The sequence below is a fragment of the Streptomyces sp. NBC_01006 genome (assembly GCF_045162725.1).
In the GTDB taxonomy this organism is placed as follows: Bacteria; Actinomycetota; Actinomycetes; order Streptomycetales; family Streptomycetaceae; genus Streptomyces.
Genome location: NZ_CP108700.1, coordinates 8,138,758 through 8,164,224 on the forward strand (window position 1 = coordinate 8,138,758; position 25,467 = coordinate 8,164,224).

At 72.2% G+C, this 25,467-nt stretch carries 32 protein-coding genes and 1 pseudogene; 20 read left to right on the forward strand and 13 right to left on the reverse strand.

What is annotated here, in order from left to right; translation table 11 throughout:
* Window positions 1–51 precede the first annotated feature (51 nt).
* Window positions 52–846, reverse strand: coding sequence for a class I SAM-dependent methyltransferase (locus OG509_RS36985; RefSeq protein WP_406186944.1), 795 nt, complete (start codon window positions 844–846; stop codon window positions 52–54).
* Window positions 847–1,028: 182 nt separating this feature from the next.
* Between OG509_RS36985 and OG509_RS36990 the strand changes: the two genes are divergently transcribed.
* The 3 genes from OG509_RS36990 to OG509_RS37000 all read left to right on the forward strand — a co-directional run bounded on the left by OG509_RS36990 (window position 1,029) and on the right by OG509_RS37000 (window position 3,442).
* Window positions 1,029–2,189 carry an aminotransferase class V-fold PLP-dependent enzyme gene (locus OG509_RS36990; RefSeq protein ID WP_406186945.1) on the forward strand — a complete coding sequence of 387 codons (1,161 nt, stop codon included), beginning with the start codon at window positions 1,029–1,031 and terminating at the stop codon, window positions 2,187–2,189.
* Between the two features lie 175 nt (window positions 2,190–2,364).
* Window positions 2,365–2,733, forward strand: a complete 369-nt coding sequence (locus tag OG509_RS36995; RefSeq protein ID WP_406186946.1) for an Ig domain-containing protein — start codon at window positions 2,365–2,367, stop codon at window positions 2,731–2,733.
* 127 nt (window positions 2,734–2,860) lie between these two features.
* Complete coding sequence (locus OG509_RS37000) at window positions 2,861–3,442, forward strand: hypothetical protein (RefSeq protein WP_406186947.1); 582 nt, start codon at window positions 2,861–2,863, stop codon at window positions 3,440–3,442.
* 16 nt (window positions 3,443–3,458) lie between these two features.
* Here OG509_RS37000 and OG509_RS37005 read toward each other — a convergent pair whose 3' ends face one another.
* Complete coding sequence (locus OG509_RS37005; RefSeq protein ID WP_406186948.1) at window positions 3,459–4,100, reverse strand: SRPBCC family protein; 642 nt, start codon at window positions 4,098–4,100, stop codon at window positions 3,459–3,461.
* Window positions 4,097–4,456, reverse strand: coding sequence for an ArsR/SmtB family transcription factor (locus OG509_RS37010; protein WP_406186949.1), 360 nt, complete (start codon window positions 4,454–4,456; stop codon window positions 4,097–4,099). Before OG509_RS37010 ends, OG509_RS37005 begins: the two co-directional genes overlap by 4 nt.
* A gap of 184 nt (window positions 4,457–4,640) precedes the next feature.
* Here OG509_RS37010 and OG509_RS37015 point away from each other — a divergent pair, with 184 nt between their 5' ends.
* A complete protein-coding gene (locus tag OG509_RS37015) occupies window positions 4,641–6,062 on the forward strand; it encodes an NADP-dependent succinic semialdehyde dehydrogenase (RefSeq protein ID WP_406186950.1) in 1,422 nt (473 codons plus the stop codon).
* 43 nt (window positions 6,063–6,105) lie between these two features.
* On the opposite strand, the gene OG509_RS37020 is transcribed toward OG509_RS37015, so the two are convergent.
* Together OG509_RS37020 and OG509_RS37025 are read right to left on the reverse strand one after the other, a co-directional pair.
* Complete coding sequence (locus OG509_RS37020; RefSeq protein ID WP_406186951.1) at window positions 6,106–6,459, reverse strand: PRC-barrel domain-containing protein; 354 nt, start codon at window positions 6,457–6,459, stop codon at window positions 6,106–6,108.
* 80 nt (window positions 6,460–6,539) lie between these two features.
* Window positions 6,540–7,121 (reverse strand): TetR/AcrR family transcriptional regulator, encoded by a 582-nt coding sequence (locus OG509_RS37025; protein ID WP_406186952.1) that lies wholly within the window; start codon window positions 7,119–7,121, stop codon window positions 6,540–6,542.
* Window positions 7,122–7,224: 103 nt separating this feature from the next.
* On the opposite strand from OG509_RS37025, the gene OG509_RS37030 reads away from it, so the two are divergent.
* Window positions 7,225–7,752 carry an ATP-binding protein gene (locus OG509_RS37030; protein WP_406186953.1) on the forward strand — a complete coding sequence of 176 codons (528 nt, stop codon included), beginning with the start codon at window positions 7,225–7,227 and terminating at the stop codon, window positions 7,750–7,752.
* 2 nt (window positions 7,753–7,754) lie between these two features.
* On the opposite strand, the gene OG509_RS37035 is transcribed toward OG509_RS37030, so the two are convergent.
* Window positions 7,755–8,135, reverse strand: coding sequence for an STAS domain-containing protein (locus OG509_RS37035; RefSeq protein WP_406186954.1), 381 nt, complete (start codon window positions 8,133–8,135; stop codon window positions 7,755–7,757).
* A 173-nt stretch (window positions 8,136–8,308) separates the two neighbouring features.
* Here OG509_RS37035 and OG509_RS37040 point away from each other — a divergent pair, with 173 nt between their 5' ends.
* The 5 genes from OG509_RS37040 to OG509_RS37060 all read left to right on the forward strand — a co-directional run bounded on the left by OG509_RS37040 (window position 8,309) and on the right by OG509_RS37060 (window position 11,060).
* Window positions 8,309–8,623 carry a helix-turn-helix transcriptional regulator gene (locus OG509_RS37040; RefSeq protein ID WP_406186955.1) on the forward strand — a complete coding sequence of 105 codons (315 nt, stop codon included), beginning with the start codon at window positions 8,309–8,311 and terminating at the stop codon, window positions 8,621–8,623.
* 130 nt (window positions 8,624–8,753) lie between these two features.
* Window positions 8,754–9,821, forward strand: coding sequence for a hypothetical protein (locus tag OG509_RS37045; protein WP_406186956.1), 1,068 nt, complete (start codon window positions 8,754–8,756; stop codon window positions 9,819–9,821).
* 70 nt (window positions 9,822–9,891) lie between these two features.
* Window positions 9,892–10,272 carry a hypothetical protein gene (locus OG509_RS37050; protein WP_406186957.1) on the forward strand — a complete coding sequence of 127 codons (381 nt, stop codon included), beginning with the start codon at window positions 9,892–9,894 and terminating at the stop codon, window positions 10,270–10,272.
* A 92-nt stretch (window positions 10,273–10,364) separates the two neighbouring features.
* Window positions 10,365–10,520 carry a DUF6131 family protein gene (locus tag OG509_RS37055; RefSeq protein WP_220461305.1) on the forward strand — a complete coding sequence of 52 codons (156 nt, stop codon included), beginning with the start codon at window positions 10,365–10,367 and terminating at the stop codon, window positions 10,518–10,520.
* 165 nt (window positions 10,521–10,685) lie between these two features.
* Window positions 10,686–11,060, forward strand: coding sequence for an SH3 domain-containing protein (locus tag OG509_RS37060; RefSeq protein WP_406186958.1), 375 nt, complete (start codon window positions 10,686–10,688; stop codon window positions 11,058–11,060).
* A gap of 36 nt (window positions 11,061–11,096) precedes the next feature.
* Here the strand turns inward: OG509_RS37060 and OG509_RS37065 are convergent, their stop codons facing one another.
* Complete coding sequence (locus tag OG509_RS37065; protein WP_406186959.1) at window positions 11,097–12,302, reverse strand: FUSC family protein; 1,206 nt, start codon at window positions 12,300–12,302, stop codon at window positions 11,097–11,099.
* A gap of 276 nt (window positions 12,303–12,578) precedes the next feature.
* Between OG509_RS37065 and OG509_RS37070 the strand changes: the two genes are divergently transcribed.
* Window positions 12,579–13,343: a VOC family protein gene (locus tag OG509_RS37070; RefSeq protein WP_387282770.1), complete on the forward strand. Its 765-nt coding sequence runs from the start codon at window positions 12,579–12,581 to the stop codon at window positions 13,341–13,343.
* A gap of 11 nt (window positions 13,344–13,354) precedes the next feature.
* On the opposite strand, the gene OG509_RS37075 is transcribed toward OG509_RS37070, so the two are convergent.
* Window positions 13,355–14,842, reverse strand: a complete 1,488-nt coding sequence (locus tag OG509_RS37075; protein WP_406186960.1) for a cellulose binding domain-containing protein — start codon at window positions 14,840–14,842, stop codon at window positions 13,355–13,357.
* Between the two features lie 262 nt (window positions 14,843–15,104).
* Between OG509_RS37075 and OG509_RS37080 the strand changes: the two genes are divergently transcribed.
* Window positions 15,105–15,689: a DM13 domain-containing protein gene (locus tag OG509_RS37080; RefSeq protein ID WP_406186962.1), complete on the forward strand. Its 585-nt coding sequence runs from the start codon at window positions 15,105–15,107 to the stop codon at window positions 15,687–15,689.
* 138 nt (window positions 15,690–15,827) lie between these two features.
* Here OG509_RS37080 and OG509_RS37085 read toward each other — a convergent pair whose 3' ends face one another.
* Window positions 15,828–16,643 carry an alpha/beta fold hydrolase gene (locus tag OG509_RS37085; RefSeq protein ID WP_406186963.1) on the reverse strand — a complete coding sequence of 272 codons (816 nt, stop codon included), beginning with the start codon at window positions 16,641–16,643 and terminating at the stop codon, window positions 15,828–15,830.
* Between the two features lie 222 nt (window positions 16,644–16,865).
* On the opposite strand from OG509_RS37085, the gene OG509_RS37090 reads away from it, so the two are divergent.
* Together OG509_RS37090 and OG509_RS37095 are read left to right on the forward strand one after the other, a co-directional pair.
* Window positions 16,866–17,132 (forward strand): hypothetical protein, encoded by a 267-nt coding sequence (locus tag OG509_RS37090; RefSeq protein WP_406186964.1) that lies wholly within the window; start codon window positions 16,866–16,868, stop codon window positions 17,130–17,132.
* Window positions 17,133–17,246: 114 nt separating this feature from the next.
* A complete protein-coding gene (locus tag OG509_RS37095) occupies window positions 17,247–17,816 on the forward strand; it encodes a hypothetical protein (protein WP_406186965.1) in 570 nt (189 codons plus the stop codon).
* 7 nt (window positions 17,817–17,823) lie between these two features.
* Here the strand turns inward: OG509_RS37095 and OG509_RS37100 are convergent, their stop codons facing one another.
* Window positions 17,824–18,363 (reverse strand): DoxX family protein, encoded by a 540-nt coding sequence (locus OG509_RS37100; RefSeq protein ID WP_406186966.1) that lies wholly within the window; start codon window positions 18,361–18,363, stop codon window positions 17,824–17,826.
* Between the two features lie 150 nt (window positions 18,364–18,513).
* On the opposite strand from OG509_RS37100, the gene OG509_RS37105 reads away from it, so the two are divergent.
* From OG509_RS37105 to OG509_RS37115, 3 genes are all read left to right on the forward strand, one after another.
* On the forward strand, window positions 18,514–18,993 hold the full coding sequence (locus OG509_RS37105) for a Rieske (2Fe-2S) protein (RefSeq protein ID WP_406186968.1): 480 nt from the start codon (window positions 18,514–18,516) through the stop codon (window positions 18,991–18,993).
* Between the two features lie 130 nt (window positions 18,994–19,123).
* Window positions 19,124–19,504, forward strand: a complete 381-nt coding sequence (locus tag OG509_RS37110; RefSeq protein WP_406186969.1) for a VOC family protein — start codon at window positions 19,124–19,126, stop codon at window positions 19,502–19,504.
* Between the two features lie 154 nt (window positions 19,505–19,658).
* The gene (locus OG509_RS37115) at window positions 19,659–19,925 is read left to right on the forward strand and encodes a PqqD family protein (protein WP_406186970.1); all 267 of its coding nucleotides are present in this window, start codon (window positions 19,659–19,661) and stop codon (window positions 19,923–19,925) included.
* A 6-nt stretch (window positions 19,926–19,931) separates the two neighbouring features.
* On the opposite strand, the gene OG509_RS37120 is transcribed toward OG509_RS37115, so the two are convergent.
* Entirely contained in the window at window positions 19,932–20,657 is a 726-nt protein-coding gene (locus OG509_RS37120) for an SDR family oxidoreductase (RefSeq protein WP_406186971.1), read from the reverse strand.
* A 207-nt stretch (window positions 20,658–20,864) separates the two neighbouring features.
* On the opposite strand from OG509_RS37120, the pseudogene OG509_RS37125 reads away from it, so the two are divergent.
* Both OG509_RS37125 and OG509_RS37130 read left to right on the forward strand, forming a co-directional pair.
* Window positions 20,865–21,694: pseudogene (locus tag OG509_RS37125) on the forward strand (LysR family transcriptional regulator).
* A 43-nt stretch (window positions 21,695–21,737) separates the two neighbouring features.
* Entirely contained in the window at window positions 21,738–22,031 is a 294-nt protein-coding gene (locus OG509_RS37130) for a YciI family protein (protein WP_406186973.1), read from the forward strand.
* Window positions 22,032–22,077: 46 nt separating this feature from the next.
* On the opposite strand, the gene OG509_RS37135 is transcribed toward OG509_RS37130, so the two are convergent.
* Together OG509_RS37135 and OG509_RS37140 are read right to left on the reverse strand one after the other, a co-directional pair.
* Window positions 22,078–22,506, reverse strand: coding sequence for a universal stress protein (locus OG509_RS37135; RefSeq protein WP_406186974.1), 429 nt, complete (start codon window positions 22,504–22,506; stop codon window positions 22,078–22,080).
* Window positions 22,506–24,017, reverse strand: coding sequence for an APC family permease (locus OG509_RS37140; protein ID WP_406186975.1), 1,512 nt, complete (start codon window positions 24,015–24,017; stop codon window positions 22,506–22,508). The genes OG509_RS37135 and OG509_RS37140 overlap by 1 nt, the downstream gene beginning before the upstream one ends.
* 166 nt (window positions 24,018–24,183) lie before the next feature.
* Between OG509_RS37140 and OG509_RS37145 the strand changes: the two genes are divergently transcribed.
* Window positions 24,184–25,461: an Nramp family divalent metal transporter gene (locus tag OG509_RS37145; protein WP_406186976.1), complete on the forward strand. Its 1,278-nt coding sequence runs from the start codon at window positions 24,184–24,186 to the stop codon at window positions 25,459–25,461.
* Window positions 25,462–25,467: the final 6 nt, after the last annotated feature.

The following is a 25,467-nucleotide window of genomic DNA, read 5'->3' on the forward strand; positions in this document are numbered from 1 at the left end:
CAACACGGACAACACGGACAGGAGATGCGAACACGGTGGTCTCCGGGAGGCTCAGGCGGCGAGGGCCGAGGTGATCACGAGCGGCGGTTCGGCCCGCTCGGCGGTCCACGGGTAGCGGTCCAGCAGCCCCGGGTCGGCGAGGGCCAGTGCCTCGTCCACCGTGGGCCGGCGCTGGGTGACCGCGCGGAAGCGGGCGCTCTCGAGGAGGACGGGCAGCCGGTCGACGGGCCAGGCGTGGTTGCGTACCTCCTGCCAGGTCCCGTCCGTACGCCGCAGCCGGAGCGGCATCTCCTCACCCGGCCGGTACGAGGCCCCCGGGGCGCCCACGCGCAGCGAGGCGTACTCCAAGTCCGTGCACGTGGGGTCGGTGGACAGCAGGACCAGCGGGGATCCCGGCCGCAACAGGCGGCGGATCTCGGCGAACACCCCGAGCAGGGCCTCCTCGGTCGGCAGCGACGCCAGGACGTGATTGCACATCACCGCGTCCGCGCACCCGTCGGGCAGGCCCGTCACCCGGCCGTCCCTGACCAGATGGAACTCCGCCACCGCCGTCGCCGTGCTGCGGGCCAGCGCCAGCATCTCGGCGGACGTGTCCACGCCCAGCACCCGCGCGCCCAGCACTCGCGCCGCCCGGTCGGCGACCCGGCCGGGCCCGCAGCCGTAGTCCACGAGCACCTCGTCCGCGCCGATCCGGCGGGACAGGGCCTCGAACACGAACGGATAGCCGAGCAGCCAGTCGGTGGCCGCCTCCACCGCCGCGAACGCCTCTGCCCCGGCAGGCCCGGACCAGGCGCCGCCCTCTTCCTCGTGTCCGTCTTCCGCATGTCCCTCTGACGCGTTGTTCACAGCTCCCCACTATCGGCCCGGCGGGCCGGGCGGCGGTTGCGGCGCGCCCGTCCGGCACCCCGACGGCGACGGTCGGCCAAGTGGGGCGAGTGCGGTGTGCCCCCGGGGCGGCTGATGTTTCCGGCCCCGAGAGCCGGGCAGTGTGGTGGGCCCAGGCCCTCGAACGACGCGAAAGGCACGCCATGACCTCGCCCGTCGGCAGCGAGCCGCTCCCCAACGCCCGCGAGCTGTTCGACATCCCCGACGGCATCGCCTACTTCAACACCGCCAGCGTGGCGCCGACGCTGCGCACCGGCCTCGTCGCGGGCGAGGCCGCTCTGCTCAAACGCGCCCAGCCATGGCGGCTCCTGGGTCCCGACTGGTTCAGCGGGGCCGAGCAGCGCCGAGCGCTGTTCGCGGGCCTCATCGGGGCCACCGCCGATGACATCGCCCTCGTACCGGCGACCAGCTACGGGTTCGCGGTGGCCGCCGCCAACCTGACGGCGGGGGCCGGCAGCCGAGTACTGGTCCTCGACGGCGAGTACCCGTCCGGGATCTACACCTGGTGGCGGTTCGCCGAGCGTACGGGGGCCTCGATGCTCACCGTCCGGCGCGAGCCCGGCCAGACCTGGACCGAGGCCGTCCTGGACGCCCTCGACGACACCGTGGCCGTGGTCTCGGTGCCCCGGGTGCACTGGACCGACGGCGCCCTGCTCGACCTGGACCGGATCGCCGAATCCACCCGGGCCGCCGGCGCCGCCCTGGTCATCGACGCCAGCCAGTCCGCCGGGGCGATCCCGATCGACATGCGCACGCTGCGGCCCGACTTCCTCGTCAGCGTCGGCTACAAGTGGCTGCTCGGCCCCTTCGGGCTCGGCTACCTGTACGTGGCTCCGGCCCGTCAGGAGGGGCGGCCGCTGGAGGAGAACTGGATCGTGCGCAAGGACTCCGACGACTTCGGGCGGCTCGTCGAGTACCGCACCGAATACCAGCCCGGAGCCCGCCGCTTCGACATGGGCGCGCGCACCGCCTTCGAACTCACCCCCATGGCGCTCGCCGCCCTGGAACAGCTGTCGGCCTGGACCGTCCCCCGGGTCGCCGTCACCCTGGCGGCCACCACGGCCCGTATCGCCTCGGCGGCGAGGGAGCGGGGGCTGCCCGTCCCGGCGCCGCGCGGCCCGCACATGCTCGGCGTCACGGTCCCCGCCGGACTCCAGCGGCGCGTGGTGGCGGCGCTGGAGGAGGCGAACGTGTTCGTCGGGGCCCGGGGCTCGGCCATCCGCATCAGCCCCCATCTCCACACCACCGGCGCCGACATCGAACAGCTGCTGGCCGCGCTGGACGCCGCCCTGAACCGGTCGTGACCCGTCCCTGAACGACAGCGCAGGAATCCCCTCTGCGTCGTTCTGGTGGAAACGCACACCTGTGCGTAGGATTCCGGCGTCCCATCGCACCTTGAACGCAGCTGTCCACAAAGCGAGTTCGGAGGTCATGTTGAGATCGAACCAGCGTGTTCCGCGTCGATTGGCGGTCCTGGCCGTGGGCTTGGCGGCCGTCCTGGCCGCCCCCGTCGGCTCGTCGGCCGTGGCTGCCGCGCAGCCTGCCGCGCCCACGGTCACCACGGTGGCCGCCGCCCCGGCGGTGGCCTTCCCCGGCAACCAGGTCAACTACCAGTACGACGGCGCCCGACTGCAGATGTCCGCCACCGGCGGCACGACCCCGTACGCCTGGTCGGCGGTCAACCTGCCGACCGGCCTCACGATCAACGCCTCGACCGGGCTGATCTCCGGCGTGCTGCGCGGCAGCGGCATCCGCACCGTGACGGTCACCGCGAAGGACGCGGTCGGCGCCACGGGCTCCACCACGTTCACCTGGCGCGTGATCCGCGACGCCTGCCCCCGCTGCTGAACCGCCGGTCCCGAGCCCCGTGTCGCGGGTGGCGCCGGCGTACGCCGCGGCCGCCCGTGATGCGGGGTGCACCCGGAAACCATCCGTGCGCCCTGCGGCGTCCCTGCGGGGGAGGGGGGTGGTGTTCATGCCAGAGGCCGAGCCGCGGGTGCGGGGGCTCGCCGCGTCGGTGCCCGTCGTGGCGGCCGCGGCCCTGTACGGCTGGGCGCACTGGTGCTACGCCGACGCCTCGGCGCCGTCCGGCACGGTCGCGCTGGCAGGCGGAGCGGTCCTGGTCGTCGGCGCCTCGGTGGTGTACTTCGCGTGCGTCGGCGGGAGCCGGAGCGTCTTCGGGGCGCTCTTCCTGGCCCTGGGGCTGCTGCTCACCGTGACGGCCACGGATCAGGCGGCGGCGCGTGCGGAGGTCGCGCTGTGCGCCGTACGCGATGTGCAGGAGCAGAAGACGAGTTCCGCCGGCGAGGGCCTCCCGGGCGAGAGGATCGTCTACCGCCACGTACTGAACTGCCCCGGCGGCTATCCGGACGAGCTCACGGGCGACCGGCGCATCGCAGCCGCGGGCGGGGAGATCCGCGTCGCCTACGACCCCCGGCACCGGGTGTCCCCGGCGCTGGAGGGCGCGAACTCGCCCTGGGCGGCCGGTCTGGGCGCCGTGGTCCTGCTCGCCCTGAGCGCGCTGCTGGCCGGCGTCGGCCGCATCCGGGACGCGTAGGCCCTCGCCGGGCCGGCTATTGCGCCTTCGGGGGTACGTAGAACTCGGTCGTCGCGCGCACCGCCGCGGCCACGGCCGCCGCCGACTCGCCGGAGGCCGTGTGCGCCTCGCCCCAGGCCTCGCTGCTGCCCGTCATGAACGCCCGGGCATCGTCCGACGCCATCCACGCGACCGCCTCCGACGGGTGCACGGAATCGCCCGCCAGGTGCATCCCGAGCCCCAGCACGGTGAGGTCCCAGCCGACACCGACCGCCCCCGGCCCGTACTGGCCCCAGAACTTCGGGTCCACCACCGCAACGTGTTCGAGCTCGAAGACGGTCCGCTCCGCGCCCTGGGGAGACAGCCGTACCTCCACCTCGCTGAACCCGGGCGCCTGGCCCATCACCCAGCTCACCCGCAGCAGCTTCGGCGGCTCGCAACGCAGGACCTCCCCGCCCGCGTTCCCCTCCAGCTGATAGCGCCCGCCCGGCCGCAGGTCGCCGCTGACCGGGAGGAACCACCGCCCGAGCCGGTCCGGGCTCGTACAGGCGTCCCACACGTCCTCGACGCCGGCCGGGTACGTACGGCGCAGCAGTACGGTCCGCGCCTCCTCACCACCCGCCTCGCGGCGGCCGACCTCGCGGTGGATGTCGTTGATCTGTCCGACGATGTCGCTCATCGCGCCTCTCCTCGTTCCTGTTCCCGCCGCTCGCGGCGGCCCCGCGCGAGCTCCGTGCCCAGCGCGTCCAACCGCTGCTCCCAGAAGCCGCGGAACCGGTCCAGCCAGGCGTCGACCTCGCGCAACGGCTCGGCCTGGACGGCGTACAACCGCCGGGCCCCTTCCGCCCGTACCACGGCGAAGCCGCTCTCCCGCAGCACCCGCAGGTGCTGCGACACGGCGGGCTGGGAGATCCCGAACTCTTGCCGGATCACCTCGCTGACAGCCCCGGACGGCTGCTCACCGGCGGCGAGCAGCTCCAATATCCGGCGCCGCACGGGGTCTCCGAGTACATCAAAGGCGTGCACACCCGCCACTATGCCACCCCTCACTTATATAAGCAACGACTTAGATACCTTGGCCGTGGCCGACGGCCGGCCCCGGCGATCGAGTGAATCCGCTTCCCGGACGGACACGCCACCGCGGTCCGCCGGGCGGACCGATGACGGGGCCGGTACGGTCCGGTTCGGTTCGACGCATCGAGGACGAGGAGGGCCGGACGTGCCCATCGCAACCGTCAACCCCGCGAACGGCGAGACGCTCAAGACCTTCGACGAGCTGGACGCCGAGCAGATCGAGCAGCGCCTGGCAGCCGCGCACGCGGCCTTCCGGAGCTACCGCACGACGGGGTTCCCCGAGCGCGCCGACCTCCTCGATCGCGCGGCCGACCTGCTCGACCAGGACCAGGACGACATCGCCCGCACGATGACGATGGAGATGGGCAAGCCGCTCGCCGCAGCCCGAGCCGAAGCGGCGAAGTGCGCGAAGGCCATGCGCTGGTACGCGCGCAATGCCGAGGAGCTGCTGGCCGACGAGCACCCCGCGCAGGCCGAGGTGGCGGACGCCGGAGCCTCCCGCGCCCGGGTCCACTACCGGCCCCTCGGAGTGGTCCTCGCCGTGATGCCGTGGAACTTCCCCCTCTGGCAGGTGGTCCGCTTCGCGGCTCCCGCTCTGATGGCGGGCAACGCGGGGCTGCTCAAGCACGCGTCGAACGTGCCGCAGACGGCGCTCTACCTGGGCGATCTCTTCGGGCGCGCCGGCTTCCCCGACGGGGTGTTCCAGACGCTGCTGGTGTCCTCCCGAGCCGTCGAGGGGATCCTGCGCGATCCCAGGGTCGCGGCGGCGACCCTCACCGGCAGCGAGCCGGCCGGCCGGGCCGTCGCGGCGGTCGCCGGCGACGAGGTGAAGAAGACCGTCCTGGAGCTGGGCGGCAGCGACCCGTTCGTGGTGATGCCGTCGGCCGACGTCGAACGGGCCGCGGCTGTCGCCGTCACCGCCCGGGTGCAGAACAACGGCCAGTCCTGCATCGCGGCCAAGCGGTTCCTCGTACACGCCGACGTCCACGAGGAGTTCACTCGCGCCTTCACGGCCCGGATGGCCGCGCTGACCGTCGGCGACCCGCTGTCCGAGTCCACGGACGTCGGTCCGCTCGCCACCGAGCAGGGGCGTGCCGACGTCGAGGCGCTCGTCGAGGACGCCGTACGCCGCGGGGCGACGGCCCTCTGCGGTGGGCAGCGGCCGACGGGCCTGCCGGACGGCCTGGCGCAGGGCTGGTTCTTCGAGCCCACCGTCCTGACCGGGATCACTCCCGAGATGCGCATCCACCACGAGGAGGCGTTCGGGCCGGTGGCCACCGTGTACCGGGTGCGGGACCTGGACGAGGCGGTGGACCTCGCCAACGACACCCCCTTCGGCCTGAGTTCGAACGTCTGGACCCGCGACGAGGCGGAACAGGAGCGCTTCGTACGGGACATCGAGGCCGGCGGCGTCTTCTTCAACGGCATGACCGCCTCCCACCCGGCCCTGCCCTTCGGCGGTGTGAAGCGCTCGGGGTACGGGCGCGAGCTGTCGGGTCACGGCATCCGCGAGTTCTGCAACGCGAAGACGGTCTGGCACGCGGCCGAGCCCGGCAACGGTGCGTAGGCGCGGCTCGTAGGCGCTGTCGGACCGCAAGCGGCGCCCGGGCTCAGGCCCGGTGCGACATGCCCCGGTAGTAGCCGCTCAGGGTGCTGTGGTACTCGGGGTCCCCGAGGTGCTTCTCCTTGTCGAACTCCGGGGCGGACCTGATCTGCTCCTTGGTGAGGTCGACGTGGACCCTGTGCTCGTCCATGTCGACGAGGCTGACGGTGCCCGCCGGCAGCAGCACGTGCTTGCCGAAGATCCACGGACCGGTGTCGACCACGAGGTAGGACGCGGCGGCTTCGTCCGAGTGCTTGTCGACCTTGCCGATGGAGCCGTCCAGCGCCTCGACCTTGCAGCCGGTCAGGTCGGTCCCCGCCAGGCGTCCCGATGTCTCACGGTAGATCCACAGATTGACCATGGCGTCTCGCTCCTCCGTTCCGCTCGGTGGCTTCCACCCGCGCGCCTGCCCAGCCGTCCCCGCCCCACACCTCGGCCCGGTCAGGACGGGGCGTTCCCCCAGCCGTGTTCCAAGAGGTCGAACACCTCTCGCAGGGCCTTCTGCGGGTCCGCGTGGCCGCGGACCAGGCTCGGGCTCTCCATGACGAACCGGGCCAGCGCGGCCGTGCGGATGTCGCCCTCGGGGGCGCCGGTGGCCTCCGTGAGGGCGGTGACGAGGGCCTTCTCGTGCCGCAGCCACATCCGGTGCCTGTACTCCTGCAGGGCGGGGGTCGAGTCCACCAGTGCCACGAACGTGCTGAACTCCGGGGTGTCCCGACCGGCCGCCATGCGCGTCTGCGCCAGGTGGTCGCGCAGGGCGTGGAGGACGGACCGGCCGGGGGCCCGGTCGTGTACGGCCGCGACCAGCGCGGCCTCCTGGCCCTCGTCCTCGTCGAAGACGAGCGCCTCCTTGCTCGGGAAGTGCTTGAACAGGGTCGTCACCGCCACGTCCGCCGCCTCGGCCACGTCCCTGACGCCCACGTTGTCGAAGCCGCGCTCCGTGAAGAGCCGCAGGGCGGCGTCCGCCAGCGCCTTGCGCGTCTGGGCCTTCTTGCGCTCGCGGCGCCCTGTCGTCTCGTTCATGACCGCCATCCTACCGTGGGGCGACTAGCGACTAATTAAGGCTATCGGTTGCACTTTTGAATGAATGCAGGTTTCACCCCGACATGCGGGGTAGGGGCCATTCATGAACGAGCAGAAGGGATCAGGTGCCCGAACGAGGCGGCTCGGCCTGTACGGCGCCGCCACGGTGGTCGGGCGCTCCCGGGCCTTCTGCCGCAGCGCGATCGAGGACTGGGCCTGGCCCGAACCCGAACACCTCGGCGGGCTCACGGACGAGGAACGGGGCGCCGTCGTCGAGGACGTTCTGCTGCTGGTCTCCGAAGCGGTGACCAACGCGGTCAGGCACGGGGGAGGCCCCACGGAGCTCGTACTGAGGCTCGGCCCCTCCGGACCGGATGGTGCGCTCCGGCGAGCGGGAGACCTGCGGATCGAGGTCAGCGACGCCAGCCGTACGATGCCGCGGCTGCGGACCCCGGCCCTGCTGGGGCTGCCCGGCGGGTACGGCCTGATGGTGATGGACCTGCTGGCCAGGCGCTGGGGAGTGATGCCGCGGGACGGCGGGAAGACCGTCTGGTTCGAGGTGGCGCCGGTTCCGGCCCGCGCGCTGCGTGCGTTCCACGACGGGTCGGCGCAGGCGCAGCGGGGGCGCTGAACCTAGCCGGGGCCGGAGCCGTTGGGGAAGTACGCGAGGGTGCCCGTCAAGTCGAGCAGCCGGGATACCCGGGCACTGATGTTCCGGACCCTGAAGCGGTGCGCACGGTGGACGTGATCGACGCCTGCCTCCAGGCGGACGCGCAGGAGGACGTTCAAGCACGCGCAGTCGCAGAAGGTGACGTCGGCCAAGTCGAGCACCAGTCCCTTGGGATAGGCGCTCAGGGCGGAGACCAGGACGTCCCGGAGTTCCGAGGCGCAGTCCTGATCGAGTTCTCCGGCGAGGACGACGAGTGCGCCGCCCGTGCCGTCCGGTTCCACATGGAGGGTCGACCGTACGTCGTCCGTCCGTGCCGACGTCTTGGGTTCCCGAGCTGGAGACATCTCCCGACTCCCTTGGCCCAGTCGGATCGCTGCCATCTCGATCGTGCGCCGCGCGGCGTCATGCGTCAAGGATTACAGGAAAAGAGTCTCGCGTCTTTCATTACGTGTCTTGTGTTACGCGATCTTCCTTACGCGACTTGTCTCACACGAATGGTGCGGCGCATGATGGATTCATGGAAAGCAGCTCAGAGCGCCGTCCGTCCTGGACCTTCCTGACCAACCACGCACGGGTCCTCGTGGCGATCTCCCGCGATCCCGGCGTCCGGCTGCGCGATGTCGCGGTCACGTGCGGACTCACCGAGCGGACCGTCCAGGCGATCGTCGCCGACCTCGAAACGGACGGTTACCTGACCCGCTCGCGCGACGGCAGGCGCAACCGCTACGAAATCGCCGAAGGGGCGATGTTCCGGCACCCCGCAGAAGCCGGCCACGAGGTCGCCGGCCTCCTCTCCCTGCTCGCCGACGACACCTCCTCGCTGCGGCGGTAGCCACGCGTCGGGCAAGTGCCGGACGCGGGACACCCGTACGGGGGAGAAGGCTGCGGCCGGACAAGGCGAAGGGGCCGGAACCGGCGGGGGAGTGCGAAGTTGCCCATGGCGGTCGGTGGAGACGGCCATCGTGTTCCGTCCCGTCCCCTCCCGTACCCGGATGCCCGAGGAGCCGGCCATGGCCCAGGTCCTTCGTCCCGCGCCGCACGCGACCGAGTCCTGCGGTGTCGGGCGCCGTTCACTCCTGCTCGGCACGGCTGCCTGGTGCGCCGCTGCCGGCGGGTGCGCGCCGGGTAGGGGGCCGTCGGCCGAGACCCCGCCCGCCGCAGGCGTACGTACGCCTGCCGGGGCCGCACGCGCCACCGCCGCGGCTCCGTGGCGGCCGGGGCCGGGCGAGATCCAGCCCGCGGCCAAACTCGCCGCCGTACGGCTCGTCGAGGCGCTCGGGACCTGGCCGCCGGGCGGGGGCGGCCCGCGCAACGCCGCGGCGCGGGCCGCGGCGCTGGGCATCCCCGCGCCACTGGCCGCCCGGCTCGCAGCCGAGGCGGGCCCGCTGACACCCGCCGCGGACCAGGCGGCCGTCCGCGTGATCGACGCCCAGTACGGCGGCCTCCTGCCCGACACGGCGAGCGTCCTGGTCCCCTGCGCCCAGTCCACCCGGACCGGCTCCACCGTCCGCGAGGGAGGAACCACGGTCGACGTACGCCTCGACCGCACCTCCACCGGCTGGGCCGTCACCGCGCTGCACCCCGGGCACCCGGGCCCCGCGGCACCCCTCGGTGCCTCGGCGCGGGCCGTGCTCGACCGGCCCCGGATCGAGCTGCCGCCCGACTCGGCCGCGGACGTCCGCAGCGGCGAGGTGCACGAGAGCGTGCTGCGCGCGATGCTCCGGCTCGCGGACACCTACCGGATGTCGGTCAGCGTGGTCCGGTCGGGACATCCGCTGAACGTGTTCGGCACCGGTCGGCCGAGCGACCACCCGGTCGGCCGGGCCTTCGACGTCTGGGCCGTCGACGGCCATCCCGTCGTGGACCCCGCGACACCGCGGAGCCTCGTGACCGCGTTCATGCGCGCGGCAGCGGCCGCGGGCTCGTACAACGTCGGTGGCCCCGTACGGCTTTCGGGCGGAACCCGGCCGAACCAGTTCTTCTCCGACGCCACGCACCACGACCACGTGCACATCGGTTTCGCCACCTGAAGCTCCGCCGCCTCGGCACACGGGTGAACACGCCCGGCTTCGGGGCCGGATGCTTGTAGCATTCCTGCCCATGTCGAAGCCTGACGACCTGCTCGTCGCCATCGCTGCCGCTGTGGAGTCGCAGCAGACCAATCAGATGTCGTTGACCGTCCTGGTACACGGCGCCGTCATCACCGGCCGCCTCGCTCCCGAGAGCGCGTGGCGCCGGCGGGTGGCCGAGGTCCTGGCGGACTCGGACCGGCTCGTTACGTTCGCGAGCCTGTTCATGGACGCCGAAGACGGCGATCCCGCGCGCAGCGCACTCCCGCCACCTTCCTACCTGCACTTCCACGTGGCCCGGATCCTTCAGGGCACCGTGGGCATCCCCGAGACCGGCGGGATGTACCGGATCGCGATCAAGGACGTCAGCGCCTGGACGATGGGCGACTTCAGCTACTCGGAGCCCGGCTGAATCGCGGGCGTCCTCCAGGCATGAAACGCGCCGTGGATGGTACACGCAGGGTGTCCTGGTGCGCTGAGTTGCCGGGACGCTGGGAGGTAGTCGTGATTGTCCTCGGAGTGATCCTGCTGATCCTAGGGTTCGTCTTCGGAATCTCGATTCTGTGGACGATCGGCCTGATCCTGGTCGTCATCGGCCTGATTCTTTGGGTCCTCGGCGCTGTCGGGCACGCGGTGGGAGGTCGCAAGCACTATTACTGACGACGGCCCCCACCCGCCGGCGGCCAAGCACTGCGCCATACGAGCGAGTGGGCGGCACGCCGCCGGACCGGGCGCTGTCTCCCGGGGCAAGGTCGAACGCAGGCCGGCCGAGCGGCTGGCCGGAGACGCCTGCCAGGGAACGGGAGACGGTGCATGGGGCAGCGGATGAACCAACATACGGTGATCGCGATGGCCACGGTGGGCCTCGGCTTGGGGCTTCTGCTCCCCGGGGTGCCGGCGGCCGCCGCGCAAGCGGGCGCGGCGCACCCGGCACCGAACGCGGCCGCGCTCGCCGAGGCCGCTCGGGACGCGCACGTGCAGGGCGAGGTGGTCAGCCGCGTATCCCTCTACGTCCGGGCCCGGCCGACGACGTCGGCGAAGGTGCTCGGCTCGCTGGACCCGTTCGAGAAGGTGCAGCTGTCCTGCCAGGCCAAGGGCCACTCGGTGGAGGGCAACAACATCTGGTACCGGCTGCACGGCGAGCCCGGCTGGGTCTCGGCCCGCTTCGTGCACAACTACACGCCCGTCCGCTGGTGCTGACCGGCGCCGCGCCGCGGCGCCCGGCCGGCCTGCGTCCTACCGGTCCTCGGCCGAGCGGTCGCGCCACAGCCGGCTGAGCCGCGGGCGCCGGGCGCGCTGCGTGCGCGAGTGCCGGTCGAGCTCCTCCACGAGCCGTTCGGAGCGCTTCTCCACGCCCAGTTCGTCCAGTACCCGGTCGGCTTCCGCGAGCAGGGCCCCGTACAACTGCCACGTCCCGGGCCTCGCCCGCGCCTCCTCCCGCAGGAGTCGCGCGGCCCGCTCGCGGCTGACGCGCGCCGCCGCGAGCTCCTGCGTCAGCCGGACTTCCGCCTCCTCCGCGCTCGCGCTGATCTGCGCGGTGATCAGTACCGCGAAGCTCTCGACGGCGCTCGCCATGTGCGCGAACAGCTCCCGCAGCGCCTCCGCGAGGTGGTCCGGGAAGAGGGCGCCGTCCGTACGCGTCTTGGCGAGGTCGGTCAGCGTGCGGCAGCAGACGCGCAGGACCACGGCGCAGATCTCCAGGGTGTCCAGGCCCGTGCGGAGCACGAGGCGGAAGAGGAGCCCCTCCTTCACCCGGGGATTGAGCCGCAGGCTGTCCTCGGCCTGCCGCAGCGCCGCGTCCACGTGCGCGATGTCGTTGTCCAGCCGCCGGGCCTCGTGCAGCCGGGCGGCCGCCTTCTCGACCGGGGTGTGCTCCGCCAGCTCGCCGCCGAGGTGGACCAGCAGGTCGCGCATGCGGCCGGCGAGCGAGGTGATCGCCTCGCTCGCCGGTGCCACCCACACGGGTGGCGCGAGGAAGATGTTGAACAGGAGCCCCACGACCGCTCCGATCAGCGTCTCCAGTACCCGGTCCCAGGCGGTGGCCGCCACCTGCGTCACCCCGAGCACCAGCATCGCGCTGATCGCGACCTCGGGGACGAACTCGTCCACCCGTACGAGATGGCCCACGACGAGCGAGGTCAGGATGACCAGCCCCAGGCTCCACCAGGTGAGGCCGACGAGGGCGCTGAACCCGATGGCCACGAGGACGCCCGCGACGACCGAGTTCACCCGGCGGATCCCGGTGGTGAGGGTGGTGTAGAGGGTGACCTGTACGACGAGCAGCGCCGTCAGCGGTGCGGTCAGCGGCGCCGGCTCGCTGCTCAGCCAGAGCGCGACGACGTAGGACACGACGGCCGCCGCCGTCGAGCGGACGGCCTGTACGACGACGGGCTCCCGGCGGCGGTTGACGAGGGTTCGTACGGTGACGATGACTTCCGGCATACGTGCCAGCCTTCCCGGACTCGGCGGCACCACGCGTCACACGGATCAAGACGGCACCACCGTACGCGAGGCGGGTTCCCCCAGGCTTCCCGCCGGTTCCTCCCGGCCGCGCCCCTGCCCCGTACGGCCTACACCGTCTTCGGACCCGAGCGGCCCGGCCTCGGAGCCGGCCGCGCGACCCGGGGCTAGGGTGGGTCGGGGGGAGGTCGAGGGAGGTCGGAGCCGGTGTCGACGTCAAGCCATGAGGTGTTCGGGGCACCGTGCTGGGTCAGCCTGATGACCGGCGACCTCGATGCCGCGCAGCAGTTCTACGGCGCCGTGCTGGGCTGGGCGTTCCGCCCCACCCGCCTCGGCGAGGGGTTCTCCGTCGCGATGCGCGACGGGGCGCCGGTCGCCGGCCTCGGCGGGCTGGCCCGGCGCCTGGGGATCCCGGTGGCGTGGACCCCGTACTTCGCCGTCGACGACGCGGACGTCACCGCCGCCCGGGTGCGCGAGCGCGGTGCCACGATGGCGGTGGGCCCGCTGGCCTTCGGGACCGGCCGGGCCGCGCTCGCCGCCGACCCCGACGGCGCGGTCTTCGGGTTCTGGCAGGGCGAGGTGATCCCCGACTGGACGGCGCATCCCGGCGGCGCCGCCGCATGGCTCGAACTGCGCACCCGGGACGCCTTCGCGGCGGCCGTGTTCTACGGCGAGGTCCTCGACTGGGCCTGTGAGCGCTCCGGGTGCTGCGACGTCTCGTTCGAGCACGACCACGTCGTCGTCCGCCGCGGCCGCGACACCGTCGCCGTGATCAGCGGCGGAGCCGTCGAAGAGGCCCCGGACCCCCAGGTCCGGCCGCGCTGGCACGTCCACTTCGACGTGCCGGACCTGGAAGCCGCCGTGGAGACCGCCACCCGGCTCGGCGGCCGCGCCGTGACACCCGTCCACACCACGCCCACGAGCCGCCGGATCACCCTGGTCGACCCGGACGGCGCCCTCTTCACGATCGTGACGCTCCGGAGCACTCCGGGGGCCGACCGCCGGGGTTCGCCGTCCGGATGACGACAGCGGGCTCAACCGCGGGCGGCGAAGGCCTTCGTGAAGGCCAGCGGCTCCTGGACTATGGACGAGCACGTCGCGTCGGCGGAGTTCTTCGCGCCGCCCGGGCACTGCTTGTCACGGGCTCCCGACCACATCGCCAGCCAGCCGAGGCCCTTGGAGCGGGCGAAGTCCACGAGCTGCTTGGCGTCGTCCACCTTGAAGATCTCGCTGGAGACGTCGTTGACCCCGATCATCGGTGTCACGGCCACCGCCTTCCACGCTGCCGCGTCGCTCAGGCCCAGTACGCCCTTGATCTGCGCCTGCGTCGCGGTGGCCGCCTGGATGGCGTAGCCGCCCATGTCGCCGCTGTACGCCGGGCCGTAGTCCATCGCCATGATGTTGACGGCGGACACCGCCACCCCGTTCCGCTTGGCGTTGGCGATCAGGTCGACGCCCGGCTGCGTGAGCCCCTCCGGCATCACGGGCAGGGTGAACGAGACGTCGAGCCCGGGATGCGACTTCTGCAGCTGCGCGATGGCCTGCGCGCGCCGGGTGTTCGCCGCCGTGTCGGGCAGCGCCGCGCCTTCGATGTCGAAGTCCACCTTGGTCAGCCGGTAGGTGTCCACGACCTTGCCGTATGCGGCGGCGAGTTCGGCGGGGGAGGCGCACACCAGGCCCAGCTCGGAGCCGGACGCACCGCCGAACGACACCCGGACGTCCCCGCCCTTGGCCCGCAGGGCCGAGATCTGCGAGGCGACCCGGTCCTCCCCGAGGGCCGTGACCCCGCCCCACAGCGGGGAGCAGCCGCCGCCGGAGGTGATGAAGGCCAGGTTGAACTCCTTCACCCCCGTCTTGGCCGCCGTGTCCAGCAGGTCGAAGGCCGGGTAGAGCGAGGTGTCCACGTACGGCGCGAACCCGGCCGGCGTGGTGCTGCCGCCGCCCGGGGGCACGGTCGGGGCCTCGGTCGGGGTCGGCTTCGCCGTGGCCGTCGCCGTGGGTGCGGCCGTCGGCTTGGCGGTGGGCGAGGCGGAAGCCGTCGGCGCGGTGGTGGGCCTGCCACTCGGGCTGGGCGTCGGCCCGGTGGCAGGAGAGCACTTCTCCTTGTTGACGAGGCACCCCGTGGGACTGCCCGGGTTCCCGCTCGCGTTGGTCACGAACCCGACGGTGACGGAGGCGCCGGCCGCGAGCCCGGCCGTGTCCCAACGGGGCGGCTTGACCGTCACGTGCTGCCCGCTGACGGTGTGTTCGCCGTTCCAGAGGGAGGCGAGGGAGGTGCCGGCGGGCAGGTCGAACTCCAGGGTCCAGTCCTTGAGCGATCCGCCGCTGTGGTTGGTGACGACGTACTGCCCGGTGTAACCGGTGGTCCAGCTGCTCGCCTTGGTGAAGGTCGCGCCGACCGACGCCGCCTGTGCGGTACCGGTCAGTGCCAGGGCGGTGCCCCCGACGGCCGCTGCGACGGCCAGTGCCGCGGCCGCCTTCGTCTTGGCACTCGTCGTACGGCGATGGGAATGGCCAGCCATGAGGACCTGCCTCTGTGCTTGGGGGATGAGGTTCGAGCAGCACGCTAGCGGCCGCAAAACGGACGAATGTGCGGTTCGGGCCCCGCTCGCGCGTTCTTGAGGCCGCCTTAAGGAACGGATCGGGGAGGGTTAATGACCACGGGGCAGGAGGCTGACGATCACCCCGGCCGTCGGCGTAAGACTTTCGTCATCCGCAGATCCTGGCTCCCGGATCTCCTGCCGCATTGAATGTGGGGGAACGGAACGACGAAGAGGGGCTGCCATGACGGGGACGACGACGGGCGCGGTGTCGGGGACGGGCGCGGGGAGGCGTCGACGCCGCCGGCTGCTGGCCGGGGTGCTGATCGCGGCGACGCTGGTGCTGGGCGCCGGGCTGTACTGGGCCCAGCCGTGGAAGCTCTGGCAGAACTCCACGGTCAACGAGGCACTCCCCACCGCCTCCACCGCGCCGGCGCCCGGCTCCGCGCGGCCGGGAGCCGCCCCTGCGCCGGGACCTCGGACCATCGCCCAGGGCTCGCTGATCAGCCACGAGCACAGCACCACCGGCACGGTGAAGCTCATCAGGCTGCCCGACGGCTCGCGCACGCTCCGCCTCGAAAACCTCGACACCAGCAGCGGACCCGACCTGCGCGTGTGGCTGACCGACGCGCCGGTGAAGGAGGGCGCGGACGGCTGGTTCGTCTTCGACGACGGCAAGTACGTGAGCCTGGGCAAGCTCAAGGGCAACAAGGGCGACCAGAACTACGAGATCCCGGCCGATGTGAACCTCACCGAGTACTCCAGCGTCACCATCTGGTGCGACCGCTTCAACGTGTCCTTCGGCGCGGCCGCCCTCCAGGCCGCCTGAACGTCCGGGCGGGCGAGCGCGGTACCGATGCTGAACCGGTCGGCGATGCGGTCGAGCGGAGCCGGCGCCACCACTCGTCCGGTCTCCGCCCCCTGTGGCTCACGCTGGCCGAGCAGTGATCCGCCCCCTGAGCCGGCGTCAGGCCTCCCGGATGAAGCGGGTCAGGGCGGCCACGTAGTCCTGGGGATGCGTCACATGCGGCATGTGACCGGCGCCGTCGAAGGTGGTGCGCCGGGCCTGCGGCAGGGTCTCGGTCAACCGGTCGAGCACGGCCGCGAACCACCCCGGGCTCTCCGTCCCGCCACTGAGCATCACCGGTACGGTGCACGCGGAGAGCCCGTCGAGGTCCAGCGAGGCCCACTGCGGGTCGGACTGCTCGTCCAGCCAGGTCTGGGCGTGCGCCACGAACGCCTCCCGCATGTCCTGCGGCAGCTTGTCCCACATGCCGGGCCCCATCGCGACCTCCTCCACGAACAGCCGGGCGCCCGGCCCGTCCTCGCCCTTGCGCAGGTGGTCCAGTACGGCGTCGACGGAGGTCATCGTCGGCTGCAACTGCGCCAGCACCGCCGGGTCGTTCGCGACGACGCCGACGAGCGGCGGCTCGTGGGCGGTGATGCTCCGGAACAGCTCGGGACGGCGCGCGGCCAGCCCCAGCACGACCGACGCCCCGAACGAGTTGCCGGCCACGTGGGCCGGGGCATCCCCCAGCCCCTCGATCAGCGCCGCCAGGTCGTCCTCGTCCTGCCGCCGCGTGCCCTGGCCCGGCGCCGGGTCGCTCCCGCCGTGCCCCCGGCGGTCGTACGCCACCACGGCGAAGCTCGCCTTCACATCGGCGTGGATCGCGGGCTGCCAGACCCTGTGGTCGGTCCAGGAGCCGTGCACGAGCACGAGGGGATCGCCCGTACCGGTCCTTTCGTAGAAGAGGTTCACACCGTCGGCGCGCACCTGTGCCATGTCGTGACTCCTCGGAGCGGGGGTATCCGTCGCAGGGTGTCTTAGCAGGCCCGGTGGCGCTTGTGCGCGCTGGCGCGCCGGTCGGAGGCCCGGCAGCGCGCGGGCGCGGGCGCGGCAGCGGGCGCAGAAGTGACGATCCGGTCTCGGATGCGGCGGCCACCGTTGCTTCCGCCGCCGGCCGCCCGTTTGGCGGTCATGGAAGCAGCTTCTACGCGTCCAGTCGTGTCCCCTGATGTTTCTTTCGCAGAGCTCAACGGCGCGTACTGGATCGACTCCGACTCCTCCCTCCACGGTACGGAGGAGTGCGCCCACTGCGCCCTCCTGCGCGAGGCGACAGGTGGTGAGACCCCGGCATTACGGGAGGACGCGGCGGCGGACGGCGCCTGCTGCGGCGGCATCGGCTGGGTGCTGACGACGGCACGGCCCTTACTGGTGACCTGCGCGGCGATCACCGTCACCGCCGCGCTCGTCACCATGGCACTGGGCTGACGGGCCCGGCGGTACGTCGAGTTCGCCGAACCGCGGTGCGGCCGCGCCTGGCCGTCGGCCCGCTCCGGACCTGCGGGCTTTCGGATAACCGGTGCGTGCGCGTAGCGTGTTCGCATGACTACGACACCGGCTGAAGCGGGCGGGCCGAAGGTGCCGCCGTCCTCCCCGCCGCGTACGCCCGTCGAAGCGTCACGAGACCGGCCCGTCGCGCGGCAGCCGGGTCGCCAGGCCGTGGACCGGGCCCGCCCGCGGATGGAGATCCGCAACCGGCGGACCGCGGGGCTGACGTTCCGCGCGGACCAGTGGGCAGCGAAGAAGGCCGGCGCCCAGGCGACGGCAACGGTCCGGGCCTGGGGGTACGCACACCTCGACGAGCCGGACCTGGACGCCGCCGTACGACGTCTCGTCCAGGCGGCGGTCGCCGACGGCGGGAAGCGGATCAGCGTCCACCTCGCCGACCAGGACCACCGCATCCTCGCCGTCGCGCTCAGCCACGTCGCCGGCGCCGCCCCCGGCGAGGACGCCGTACTCACCGAACTCGCCGCCCTGCGCGCCGTCGTGAGCTGCGGCAGCGACGTCGCGCCCGACGGACGCCGGGTGTGGGCGCTGCTCGACGCCGCGCCGCGCGCGCCCCGGGCACGACCGTCGGGACCGGCCGCGGCCGGTCCCGGCGCCGACGGCTGAGGGCGGCTCAGGACGGGGCTGCCGCGACCGGGTTCGGGCGGCCGGCCCTCGCCCGCCTCGATCCGGACGCGCGCCGCCCGCGGCGGCGGTGCAGCAGCGCGTCGAGGGAGAGGGCGGGGGCGCCCGCGAGGATCAGCGGGATCCAGGCCATCAGGTACACGAGGTCGTTGCCGTAGTAGTACGGGGTGGTCGGCCAGCTGACGGTCAGCCACAGGCTCAGGGAGATCAGGGCGCCGCCGAGAGCGGCGACGCGGGTCAGCAGCCCGGTCAGGGCGCCCAGTCCGACGGCCAGTTCCCCGAGGGCGATCGCGATGCCGAAGCCCACCGGCTCGTGCGAGGAGAGCTCGACCAGCCCCGGGAGGGCGGCGGAGTCCCGTACGGCCTCCATCTGCTGTGCGATCGAGCCGTCACCGGCGGCTGACAGGAACGCCGTGTCCGTCAGCTTGTCCAGCCCGGCGTAGACGAAGGTGATCCCGAGGAAGAGGCGCAGCGGCAGGAGTGCGTACTCGGCCGCTCGCGCGCGCAGGTCGGAGGATGTCGTAGTCACACCCTGCACACGCGGGAGCGCGCGTCGCGGTTCGGTCCTATTCGGTTGGGGACGCGGTGAACCATGAGCCGCATTCCCGCGTGTTCCTGCTGAGGCTGGGGTGGCAAGGGATGCTCCGGTCCGCTTCCGGTACGAGAAGGAGATACGGCAATGGGCGACACCACGCGTCGGCGCACGGTTCTCGCGGCGGGCGCCGCCACGCTGGCAGGCACCGTGCTGAGCGGCTGCGGCAGCGACGGCGGTACCGAGGCGGCAGCCGACAACGCACCCGGTACCGCACCCGGTGACGGACAGGCCCAACCCTCGGCGGGCGCCGCGGCCGGTGGTGGGGCGGGCGGCGGGGGGCAGGCACTCGCGCAGACGTCGGACATCCCGGTCGGCGGCGGGAAGGTGTTCAAGGACCAGAAGGTGGTGGTCACCCAGCCGATGGCCGGGCAGTTCAAGGCCTTCTCGGCGACCTGCACCCATCAGGGCTGCTCGGTGGCGACCGTGAAGGACGGGAACATCGTCTGCCCGTGCCACCAGAGCCTGTTCAAGATCTCGGACGGCACGGTCGCCGGCGGGCCCGCGACGCGGCCGCTGGCGGCGGCGAAGATAGCCGTGGAGGGCGACAAGATCTCCCTCGCCTGATCCCTCGCGTCCGCTGCCGGGCTCACCGAGCCCGGCAGCGGCGGCCGTCGGGCGACCCGGTGCGTTCGGAGGGACACTGGAGCCAGGGGGCCGATGCCGGATGAGCTGCGGCGAACGGAGGGCAGCCACCATGCTGGGAGACAGCAAGGGATTCAGCGGCTACTCGGTGGACGACATCGAAGGCGCCAAGGGCTTCTACGGCGAGACGCTCGGATTGCGGGTGTCCGAGGACAACGGTCTGTTGACCCTGCACCTGGCAGGGGACACCGCGGTGATGCTGTACCCGAAGGAGAACCACGAGCCCGCCACCTTCACGGTGTTGAACTTCCCGGTGGACGACATCGACCGGGCCGTCGACGAACTGGCCGCACGCGGTGTGTCGTTCGAGCGGTACGAGGCGTTCGACCAGGACGCGAAGGGAATCGCCCGGGAGACGCCCGGCCCCGCGATCGCCTGGTTCAAGGACCCGGCCGGAAACATCATCTCCGTCCTCCAGCCGAACGGGATGTAACGGGCTGCAGCCGTCCGCCGGACCGGGGCCGGTCGGCCCGACTGCCGGACGGTGGGTGGCAGCAGCCCGGAGGGGGTGGCTAGCCCCATGGTCGAGTCCTCGTCGCGCCGCGATGCTTGAAGCACCTGAGGCGGACTTGAACGAGGAGGACGACATGCGGATCGTGGCGGCGGACGGCGTGACCGGGACGGCCCTGGCGGACGGCCGGATGAAGGTACGGACGGCAGAGCGCGGCGAGTTCCGCTGCAGCCCGGTCGGCTCGGCGATGTGGGTGGCGCTGCGGGTCAACGACGGGTTCCTGGAGCTGGCCGCGTCCTCCCTCGCCGACGCCTGGCAGACCGACGAGGGCAAGGTCCGTACGGCGATGAACGCCTGGGCCGAGCGCCTGATGGACGCGGGGCTGCTCAAAGCCGCGGCGTGAGCCCGGTCAGGCCAGGGCGGTCCCGCCGTCCACGCTCAGCACGGTGCCGGTGGCGTACGACTGCCGGAGCAGGTAGACGTACGCCTCGGCGACCTCCGCGACCTCGCCCACGCGGCCCAGCGGAAGGCTCGCCCCGGTCTGCTCGTACATCCGCTCCCGCTCGGCGGGTTCGATCCGCGACCAGAGCGGCGAGCGCACCACCCCCGCCGATACGGCGTTCACCCGGATCGGGGCGAGTTCCACGGCCAGGGCCCTGACCAGGGCCTCGACGGCGCCGCAGATGCTCGCGGCGACGGCCCAGCCGGGTCCGGGCCGGCTGCTCGCGGTGCCGCTGGTGAGGACCACCGACCCGCCCGGCCGTAGCAGGGGAGCGGCTGCGGCCACCGCGCCGAGGGCGCCGAAGTAGCGCAGGGCGAAGAACTCCCGCGCCGCATCGATGTCCAGCTCGTCGAGCCGCATGAGGGCGAGGGGTTCCCCGGCGGTGAACACCAGGTGGTCGAATGCGCCCACGCGCTCGAATACGGCGGCGATCTGCGCGGGATCGCGCAGGTCCGCCACTTCGGCCGACGTACCGGCCGGGAGGGCGGCGAGCGCGCGGGCGGCGCTGTCGGTGCCGCTCGATACGGTGACCACCTGGGCGCCCTGCCGGGCGGCCAGCGAGGCGGTGGCGAGTCCGATGCCTGACGTGCCGCCGAGGATGACGACACGGCGGCCGGAAAGTGTGGTGCTCATGGATGGCCTTCTTGGTGCTGAGTACGGACGGGTGGAGCCTCCGGTGGCTCTTCCGATGCTGCCCCCTGCCCTGGGTCAGCGTCCAAGACCTGTCCGGCCTGCTGTCATACCCTTCGGGTATCAGCGGCTGGGTCAGGACCGGACGGACTTCTCGGGTATAACGACGGGGTGGACGTCGATCTGAGGAAGCTCCGCTACTTCGTGGCGGTGGCCGAGGAACTGCACTTCGGGCGCGCCGCGGAGCGGCTGCACATCGCGCAGCCAGTGCTGTCGCGGCAGATCCGGGCCCTGGAGAAGGAGCTGCGGGCGCAGCTGTTCCGCCGGGACCGCAGGGCCACGGAGCTGACCGCCGCGGGCAGCAGACTGCTGGAGGACGCGCCGGGCCTGCTGGCCGCGGCCGACGCGGTGTGCCGGCGCGTGGCGGAGGCGGCGGGCGGGCAACTGCGTTTCACGGTGGGGTTCATGCCGGGCGTCACCGTCACTGCGGCCGTACGCGCCATGGCGGCGCGCCATCCCGACCTCGCCTTGGACGTGGTCCGTACCTCCTGGGACGAGCAGACCCGGGTGGTGCTCGACGGCCGGGTGGACGTGTGCTTCGTCCGCATGCCCGTCGACCGGCAGGGCCTCGGCTGCGACCGATGTTCGCGGAACCGAGGGTCGCGGTGCTCCCGGCCGACCACCGCCTGGCGGGCAAGGCGTCCGTCGGAATCGCCGAACTCGCCGCGGAACAGCTGCTGCAGGACCCGGACGCGGTGCCGGAGTGGCGGGACCTGCCGGAGCGCCTCGCCGAGCAGCGGCATTCCCGCCCGCGCCTGGTGGCGAACACGGTCGAGGAGAAACTGGAATACGTGGCCGCAGGGGAGGGGATCCTGGTCCTGCCCGTGTCGGTCGTGACCTTCTACACCCGCCCCGACGTGGTCCACGTACCGATCGAGGACATCGCGGACAGCCAGGTCTGCCTCGCCTGGAGCGCGGGCCGTTCATCGCAACTCGTCCGGGATTTCGTCGAATCGGCCGCGGCCGCCCTCGCCGGGTGAAAGGGTTCGCAGCGGTCCTTGGTGATCCAGTACGGTCCGGGGCATGTTCATAGTCACCGTTGCCTACACGGCGCCGCTCGAAGACGTAGAACCCTGGAGGCCGGCCCACGGCGACTGGCTGAAGCAGCAGATCGCACGCCGATCGCTCCTGGTGGCCGGGCGGCAGAAGTCACTGGCCGGTGGCGTGTATCTCGCCCCCGGGATGCCCGCCGAAGAACTCGACCGCCTTCTCGCCTCCGACCCCTATGTCGTCAACGGCGTCGCCCACCACACCGTGACCGAGTTCACCCCGCACCTGGTCGTACCCGGCCTGGAGGCTCTCACGTCCTACGAGTGAGCCGCGGCACGCGTCGGTCGACACGCGTCCGCCCGTGCCGGACTCCCTACGGCTCGGTGTCGCCCGCCGTCGGTACGCACAGCACCGGCACCGGCGACAGGTGCAGCAGCTTGTGCGGGGTGGAGCCCAGCAGGGCGCCGCGGATCGGGCTGTCACCCCAGCTGCCGACGATGATGACCCGCGCCCGGTGGCGCTGCGCGGCGTCGAGCAGCGCCTGGGCCGGTTTCTCGTCGACGACCTCGACCGTCGACGGGACGCCGGCCTCGTCGGCGGCCTCGACGGCGCGGGCCAGGGCGCTGCGCCCGACCTGGCGGACGGCTTCCCGGTGGGCCCGGTACTCCTCGCCGGCAGCGCCGGGCGCGGCGGCTCCGTAGACGAGGACGAGTGGCTCGCCGAAGGCGGTGGCGACCTCGAGGGCCACGTGCAGGGCCCGCTCCGCGCCGGGCGACTCGTCGTACCCCAGGACCACGGACATCAGGGACTCCCTTTGCCGTGGACGAGTGCCGGGTCGACCACGCCCCGCCGCTCCCGCCAGAACCTGCCGTCATGTACCCGCCAGAAGCACATGATCAGCACGCCGGCCACGGTGATCCCGATCCCGATCACCAGCGGCGGGCCGAGACCGAACCAGGAGACCCCGCTGGCCGAGTTCTCCGGATTCGACATGTCGCTGATCGACTCCTCCAGCAGCCAGGCCAGCAGACCCGCCCCGACCACCGGCCCAAGACCGATGAGCAGGAAGTTGTGCAGGTTCTCCAGCAGGTGGCGGCGGTAGTACACGGCGCAGGCCACCCCGGTCAGCGCGTAGTAGAAGGCGATGAGCAGGGAGAGCGCGGTCAGCGAGTCCAGGAGGGCGTTCTCGCTGATCTGGTTGACGGCGAGGTACCAGGCGATGGCGATGGCGGCGACCCACCAGGTACTCACGTCCGGGGTCCGGAACCTCGGGTGGATGTGCGCGAGCGGCGGCGGCAGGGCGTGTCGGCGAGCCATGGACAGGGCGGTACGGGAGGCCGGGATGATCGTGGTCTGGGTCGAGGCCAGGGCGGACGTGCAGACGGCGAGGAGCACGACCCAGTCCCAGCCGCCCATCACCTCGTGCGCGAGCACGGCGAAGATGGCCTCCTCCTCGCCCGCGTTCGCGGCGAGGAACGCGGTTCCGGCGTACGCGACGACGGCGAAGCCGACGGCCAGGTACGTCACCAGGAGCACCACGGTCGACCAGATGCCGGCCTTGCCCGGCGCGGTGGCGGAGTCCTTCACCTCCTCGGTGAGGTTCACCGCCGACTCCCAGCCCCAGTAGATGAACACGCCGAGCAGCAGCCCGCCGGTGAGGGCGGCGCCGCCGGCACCGAAGGGATTGAGCCAGGAGAGGGAGGGTTCGATGGAGTCGAGGGTGCTGGTCCCGGCGTACACGCGGTAGAAGGCGACCACCGCGAAGGCCAGGAGGAAGAAGACCTGGGCGAGGATGAGGATGTCCTGGAGGTGGGCCGACAGCTCCGTGCCGATGACACAGATCGCGGTCATGGCGAGGATCACCACGACGGCGAGGGTCTGGCGGATCACCGGATTCGCGGCCCAGCCGTCGAGGCCTGCGGCGAGCAGGCCGAATTGGACGGCGACGTCGGCCAGCGAGCCGATGACCAGGACGCCGGTCATCGTGATCGCCCAGCCGCCGAGCCAGCCGGCCCAGGGGCCCATGGCACGCGTCACCCACGAGAACGTCGTCCCGCAGTCCTGGTCGACCTTGTTGAGGTAGTAGAAGGCGGCGGCGATCAGCAGCATCGGGACGAACGACGCCAGCATCACACCCGGCGCGTAGATCCCGACCAGCGCCACGATCGGCCCGATGACGGCGGCCAGCGAATAGGCGGGCGAGGTGGAGTTGAGGCCGATGACGAGCGCGTCGAGGAACCCGATCGCGTTGTGTTTGAGCTCCGCGTTCGGGATCTCCGCGCCCGCTGCGCCGCCGGCACTGTCCTGGGCCATGTAGGCATCGTCATGCACCCGGCGGCGGCGCGCGAGGCGCGTGGTCTGTCCGGGGGCCCGGCCGGGGAGGGCCTCTTGCGCGTCCACCGCCGAGCGGCTTTGGTGACCGGGGCGCGCCGGGGCACCGGGGCGGGCGGGCGAGCACCGGAAGGCGGCAGGCGGACGAATGGCGGACACCCTCCAGACCGGCACGGAGGAGAGCGAGAACGACCTACCGCGCAAGGCGAGCTGGCGCCACATCGGACCCGGCATCGTCGTCGCCGCGACCGGCGTGGGCGCCGGAGACCTCGTGGCCACGCTCATCGCGGGAAGCAAATTCGGCTACACCCTGTTGTGGGCGGCGGTGATCGGCTGCCTGGTCAAGATATCCCTCGCGGAGGCCGCCGGCCGCTGGCACCTCGCCACCGGACGTACGCTCTTCGACGGCTGGCGCAGCCTAGGCTCCTGGACCACGGTCTACTTCGCCGGGTACGTCGTCGTATGGGGCTTCGTCTACGGCGCCGCCGCGATGTCCTCCAGCGCCCTCCCTCTCGCCGCCCTCTTCCCGGACACGATGGATCTCAAGGCCTGGGCCGTGCTGTGCGGGCTGGTGGGCCTGGTCTTCGTCTGGTTCAACCGGTACGCCGTCTTCGAGAAGGTCATGACCGTCCTGGTCGGCGTCATGTTCCTGGTCACCGTGTACCTCGCGATCCGGGTCACGCCGCACCTCGGCGCGGCCCTCGCCGGCCTTGCGCCCGTCCTCCCGGACGGCTCGCTGATCTACACGCTCGGCCTCATCGGCGGTGTCGGCGGCACGATCACCCTCGCCGCGTACGGCTACTGGGTCAACGCCAAGGGCTGGACGAACGCGGGCTGGATGAAGGTGATGCGCCTCGACAACCGGGTCGCCTACGTCACCACCGGCATCTTCGTCGTGGCCATGCTCTTCGTCGGCGCCGAGCTGCTGCACTCCTCCGGGGTGGCGATCGCGAAGGGCGACCGCGGGCTGCTCGACCTCACCGACATCCTGGCGGACCGCTACGGAACACCGACCGCCAAGCTCTTCCTCGCCGGTTTCTTCGCCACGTCCTTCACCTCACTGATCGGGGTGTGGCACGGGGTGAGCCTGATGTTCGCCGACTTCGTGACGAAGTACCGCCCCTCCCTGGCCCCGGCCGGCACGAGCCGCGAGAAGTCCCTCGCCTTCCGGGCCTACCTGCTCTGGCTCACCTTCCCGCCCATCAGCCTGCTCTTCCTCGACCAGCCGTTCGGGCTCGTCATCGTGTACGGGGTCATCGGCGCGTTCTTCATGCCGTTCCTGGCCCTCACCCTGCTGTGGCTGCTCAACAGCTCACGCACGCCGGCCGACTGGCGCAACGGGCTGCTGAGCAACGTGATGCTGGCCGCCGCCGGACTGCTGTTCGTGGTGCTGTGCGTACAGCAGGTACGGGAGCTGCCCTGGTAGCGGGCG

What these genes read in the sequence shown, in the direction of transcription:
- OG509_RS36990 (WP_406186945.1), top strand. Translation starts at nt 1,029, where the DNA reads ATGACCTCGCCCGTCGGCAGCGAGCCGCTCCCCAACGCCCGCGAGCTG.
- OG509_RS37000 (WP_406186947.1), top strand. Translation starts at nt 2,861, where the DNA reads ATGCCAGAGGCCGAGCCGCGGGTGCGGGGGCTCGCCGCGTCGGTGCCC.
- OG509_RS37005 (WP_406186948.1), bottom strand. Translation starts at nt 4,100, where the DNA reads ATGAGCGACATCGTCGGACAGATCAACGACATCCACCGCGAGGTCGGC.
- OG509_RS37020 (WP_406186951.1), bottom strand. Translation starts at nt 6,459, where the DNA reads ATGGTCAATCTGTGGATCTACCGTGAGACATCGGGACGCCTGGCGGGG.
- OG509_RS37025 (WP_406186952.1), bottom strand. Translation starts at nt 7,121, where the DNA reads ATGAACGAGACGACAGGGCGCCGCGAGCGCAAGAAGGCCCAGACGCGC.
- OG509_RS37030 (WP_406186953.1), top strand. Translation starts at nt 7,225, where the DNA reads ATGAACGAGCAGAAGGGATCAGGTGCCCGAACGAGGCGGCTCGGCCTG.
- OG509_RS37035 (WP_406186954.1), bottom strand. Translation starts at nt 8,135, where the DNA reads ATGTCTCCAGCTCGGGAACCCAAGACGTCGGCACGGACGGACGACGTA.
- OG509_RS37040 (WP_406186955.1), top strand. Translation starts at nt 8,309, where the DNA reads ATGGAAAGCAGCTCAGAGCGCCGTCCGTCCTGGACCTTCCTGACCAAC.
- OG509_RS37050 (WP_406186957.1), top strand. Translation starts at nt 9,892, where the DNA reads ATGTCGAAGCCTGACGACCTGCTCGTCGCCATCGCTGCCGCTGTGGAG.
- OG509_RS37060 (WP_406186958.1), top strand. Translation starts at nt 10,686, where the DNA reads ATGAACCAACATACGGTGATCGCGATGGCCACGGTGGGCCTCGGCTTG.
- OG509_RS37065 (WP_406186959.1), bottom strand. Translation starts at nt 12,302, where the DNA reads ATGCCGGAAGTCATCGTCACCGTACGAACCCTCGTCAACCGCCGCCGG.
- OG509_RS37070 (WP_387282770.1), top strand. Translation starts at nt 12,579, where the DNA reads ATGACCGGCGACCTCGATGCCGCGCAGCAGTTCTACGGCGCCGTGCTG.
- OG509_RS37075 (WP_406186960.1), bottom strand. Translation starts at nt 14,842, where the DNA reads ATGGCTGGCCATTCCCATCGCCGTACGACGAGTGCCAAGACGAAGGCG.
- OG509_RS37080 (WP_406186962.1), top strand. Translation starts at nt 15,105, where the DNA reads ATGACGGGGACGACGACGGGCGCGGTGTCGGGGACGGGCGCGGGGAGG.
- OG509_RS37085 (WP_406186963.1), bottom strand. Translation starts at nt 16,643, where the DNA reads ATGGCACAGGTGCGCGCCGACGGTGTGAACCTCTTCTACGAAAGGACC.
- OG509_RS37095 (WP_406186965.1), top strand. Translation starts at nt 17,247, where the DNA reads ATGACTACGACACCGGCTGAAGCGGGCGGGCCGAAGGTGCCGCCGTCC.
- OG509_RS37105 (WP_406186968.1), top strand. Translation starts at nt 18,514, where the DNA reads ATGGGCGACACCACGCGTCGGCGCACGGTTCTCGCGGCGGGCGCCGCC.
- OG509_RS37110 (WP_406186969.1), top strand. Translation starts at nt 19,124, where the DNA reads ATGCTGGGAGACAGCAAGGGATTCAGCGGCTACTCGGTGGACGACATC.
- OG509_RS37115 (WP_406186970.1), top strand. Translation starts at nt 19,659, where the DNA reads ATGCGGATCGTGGCGGCGGACGGCGTGACCGGGACGGCCCTGGCGGAC.
- OG509_RS37120 (WP_406186971.1), bottom strand. Translation starts at nt 20,657, where the DNA reads ATGAGCACCACACTTTCCGGCCGCCGTGTCGTCATCCTCGGCGGCACG.
- OG509_RS37130 (WP_406186973.1), top strand. Translation starts at nt 21,738, where the DNA reads ATGTTCATAGTCACCGTTGCCTACACGGCGCCGCTCGAAGACGTAGAA.
- OG509_RS37135 (WP_406186974.1), bottom strand. Translation starts at nt 22,506, where the DNA reads ATGTCCGTGGTCCTGGGGTACGACGAGTCGCCCGGCGCGGAGCGGGCC.
- OG509_RS37140 (WP_406186975.1), bottom strand. Translation starts at nt 24,017, where the DNA reads ATGGCCCAGGACAGTGCCGGCGGCGCAGCGGGCGCGGAGATCCCGAAC.
- OG509_RS37145 (WP_406186976.1), top strand. Translation starts at nt 24,184, where the DNA reads ATGGCGGACACCCTCCAGACCGGCACGGAGGAGAGCGAGAACGACCTA.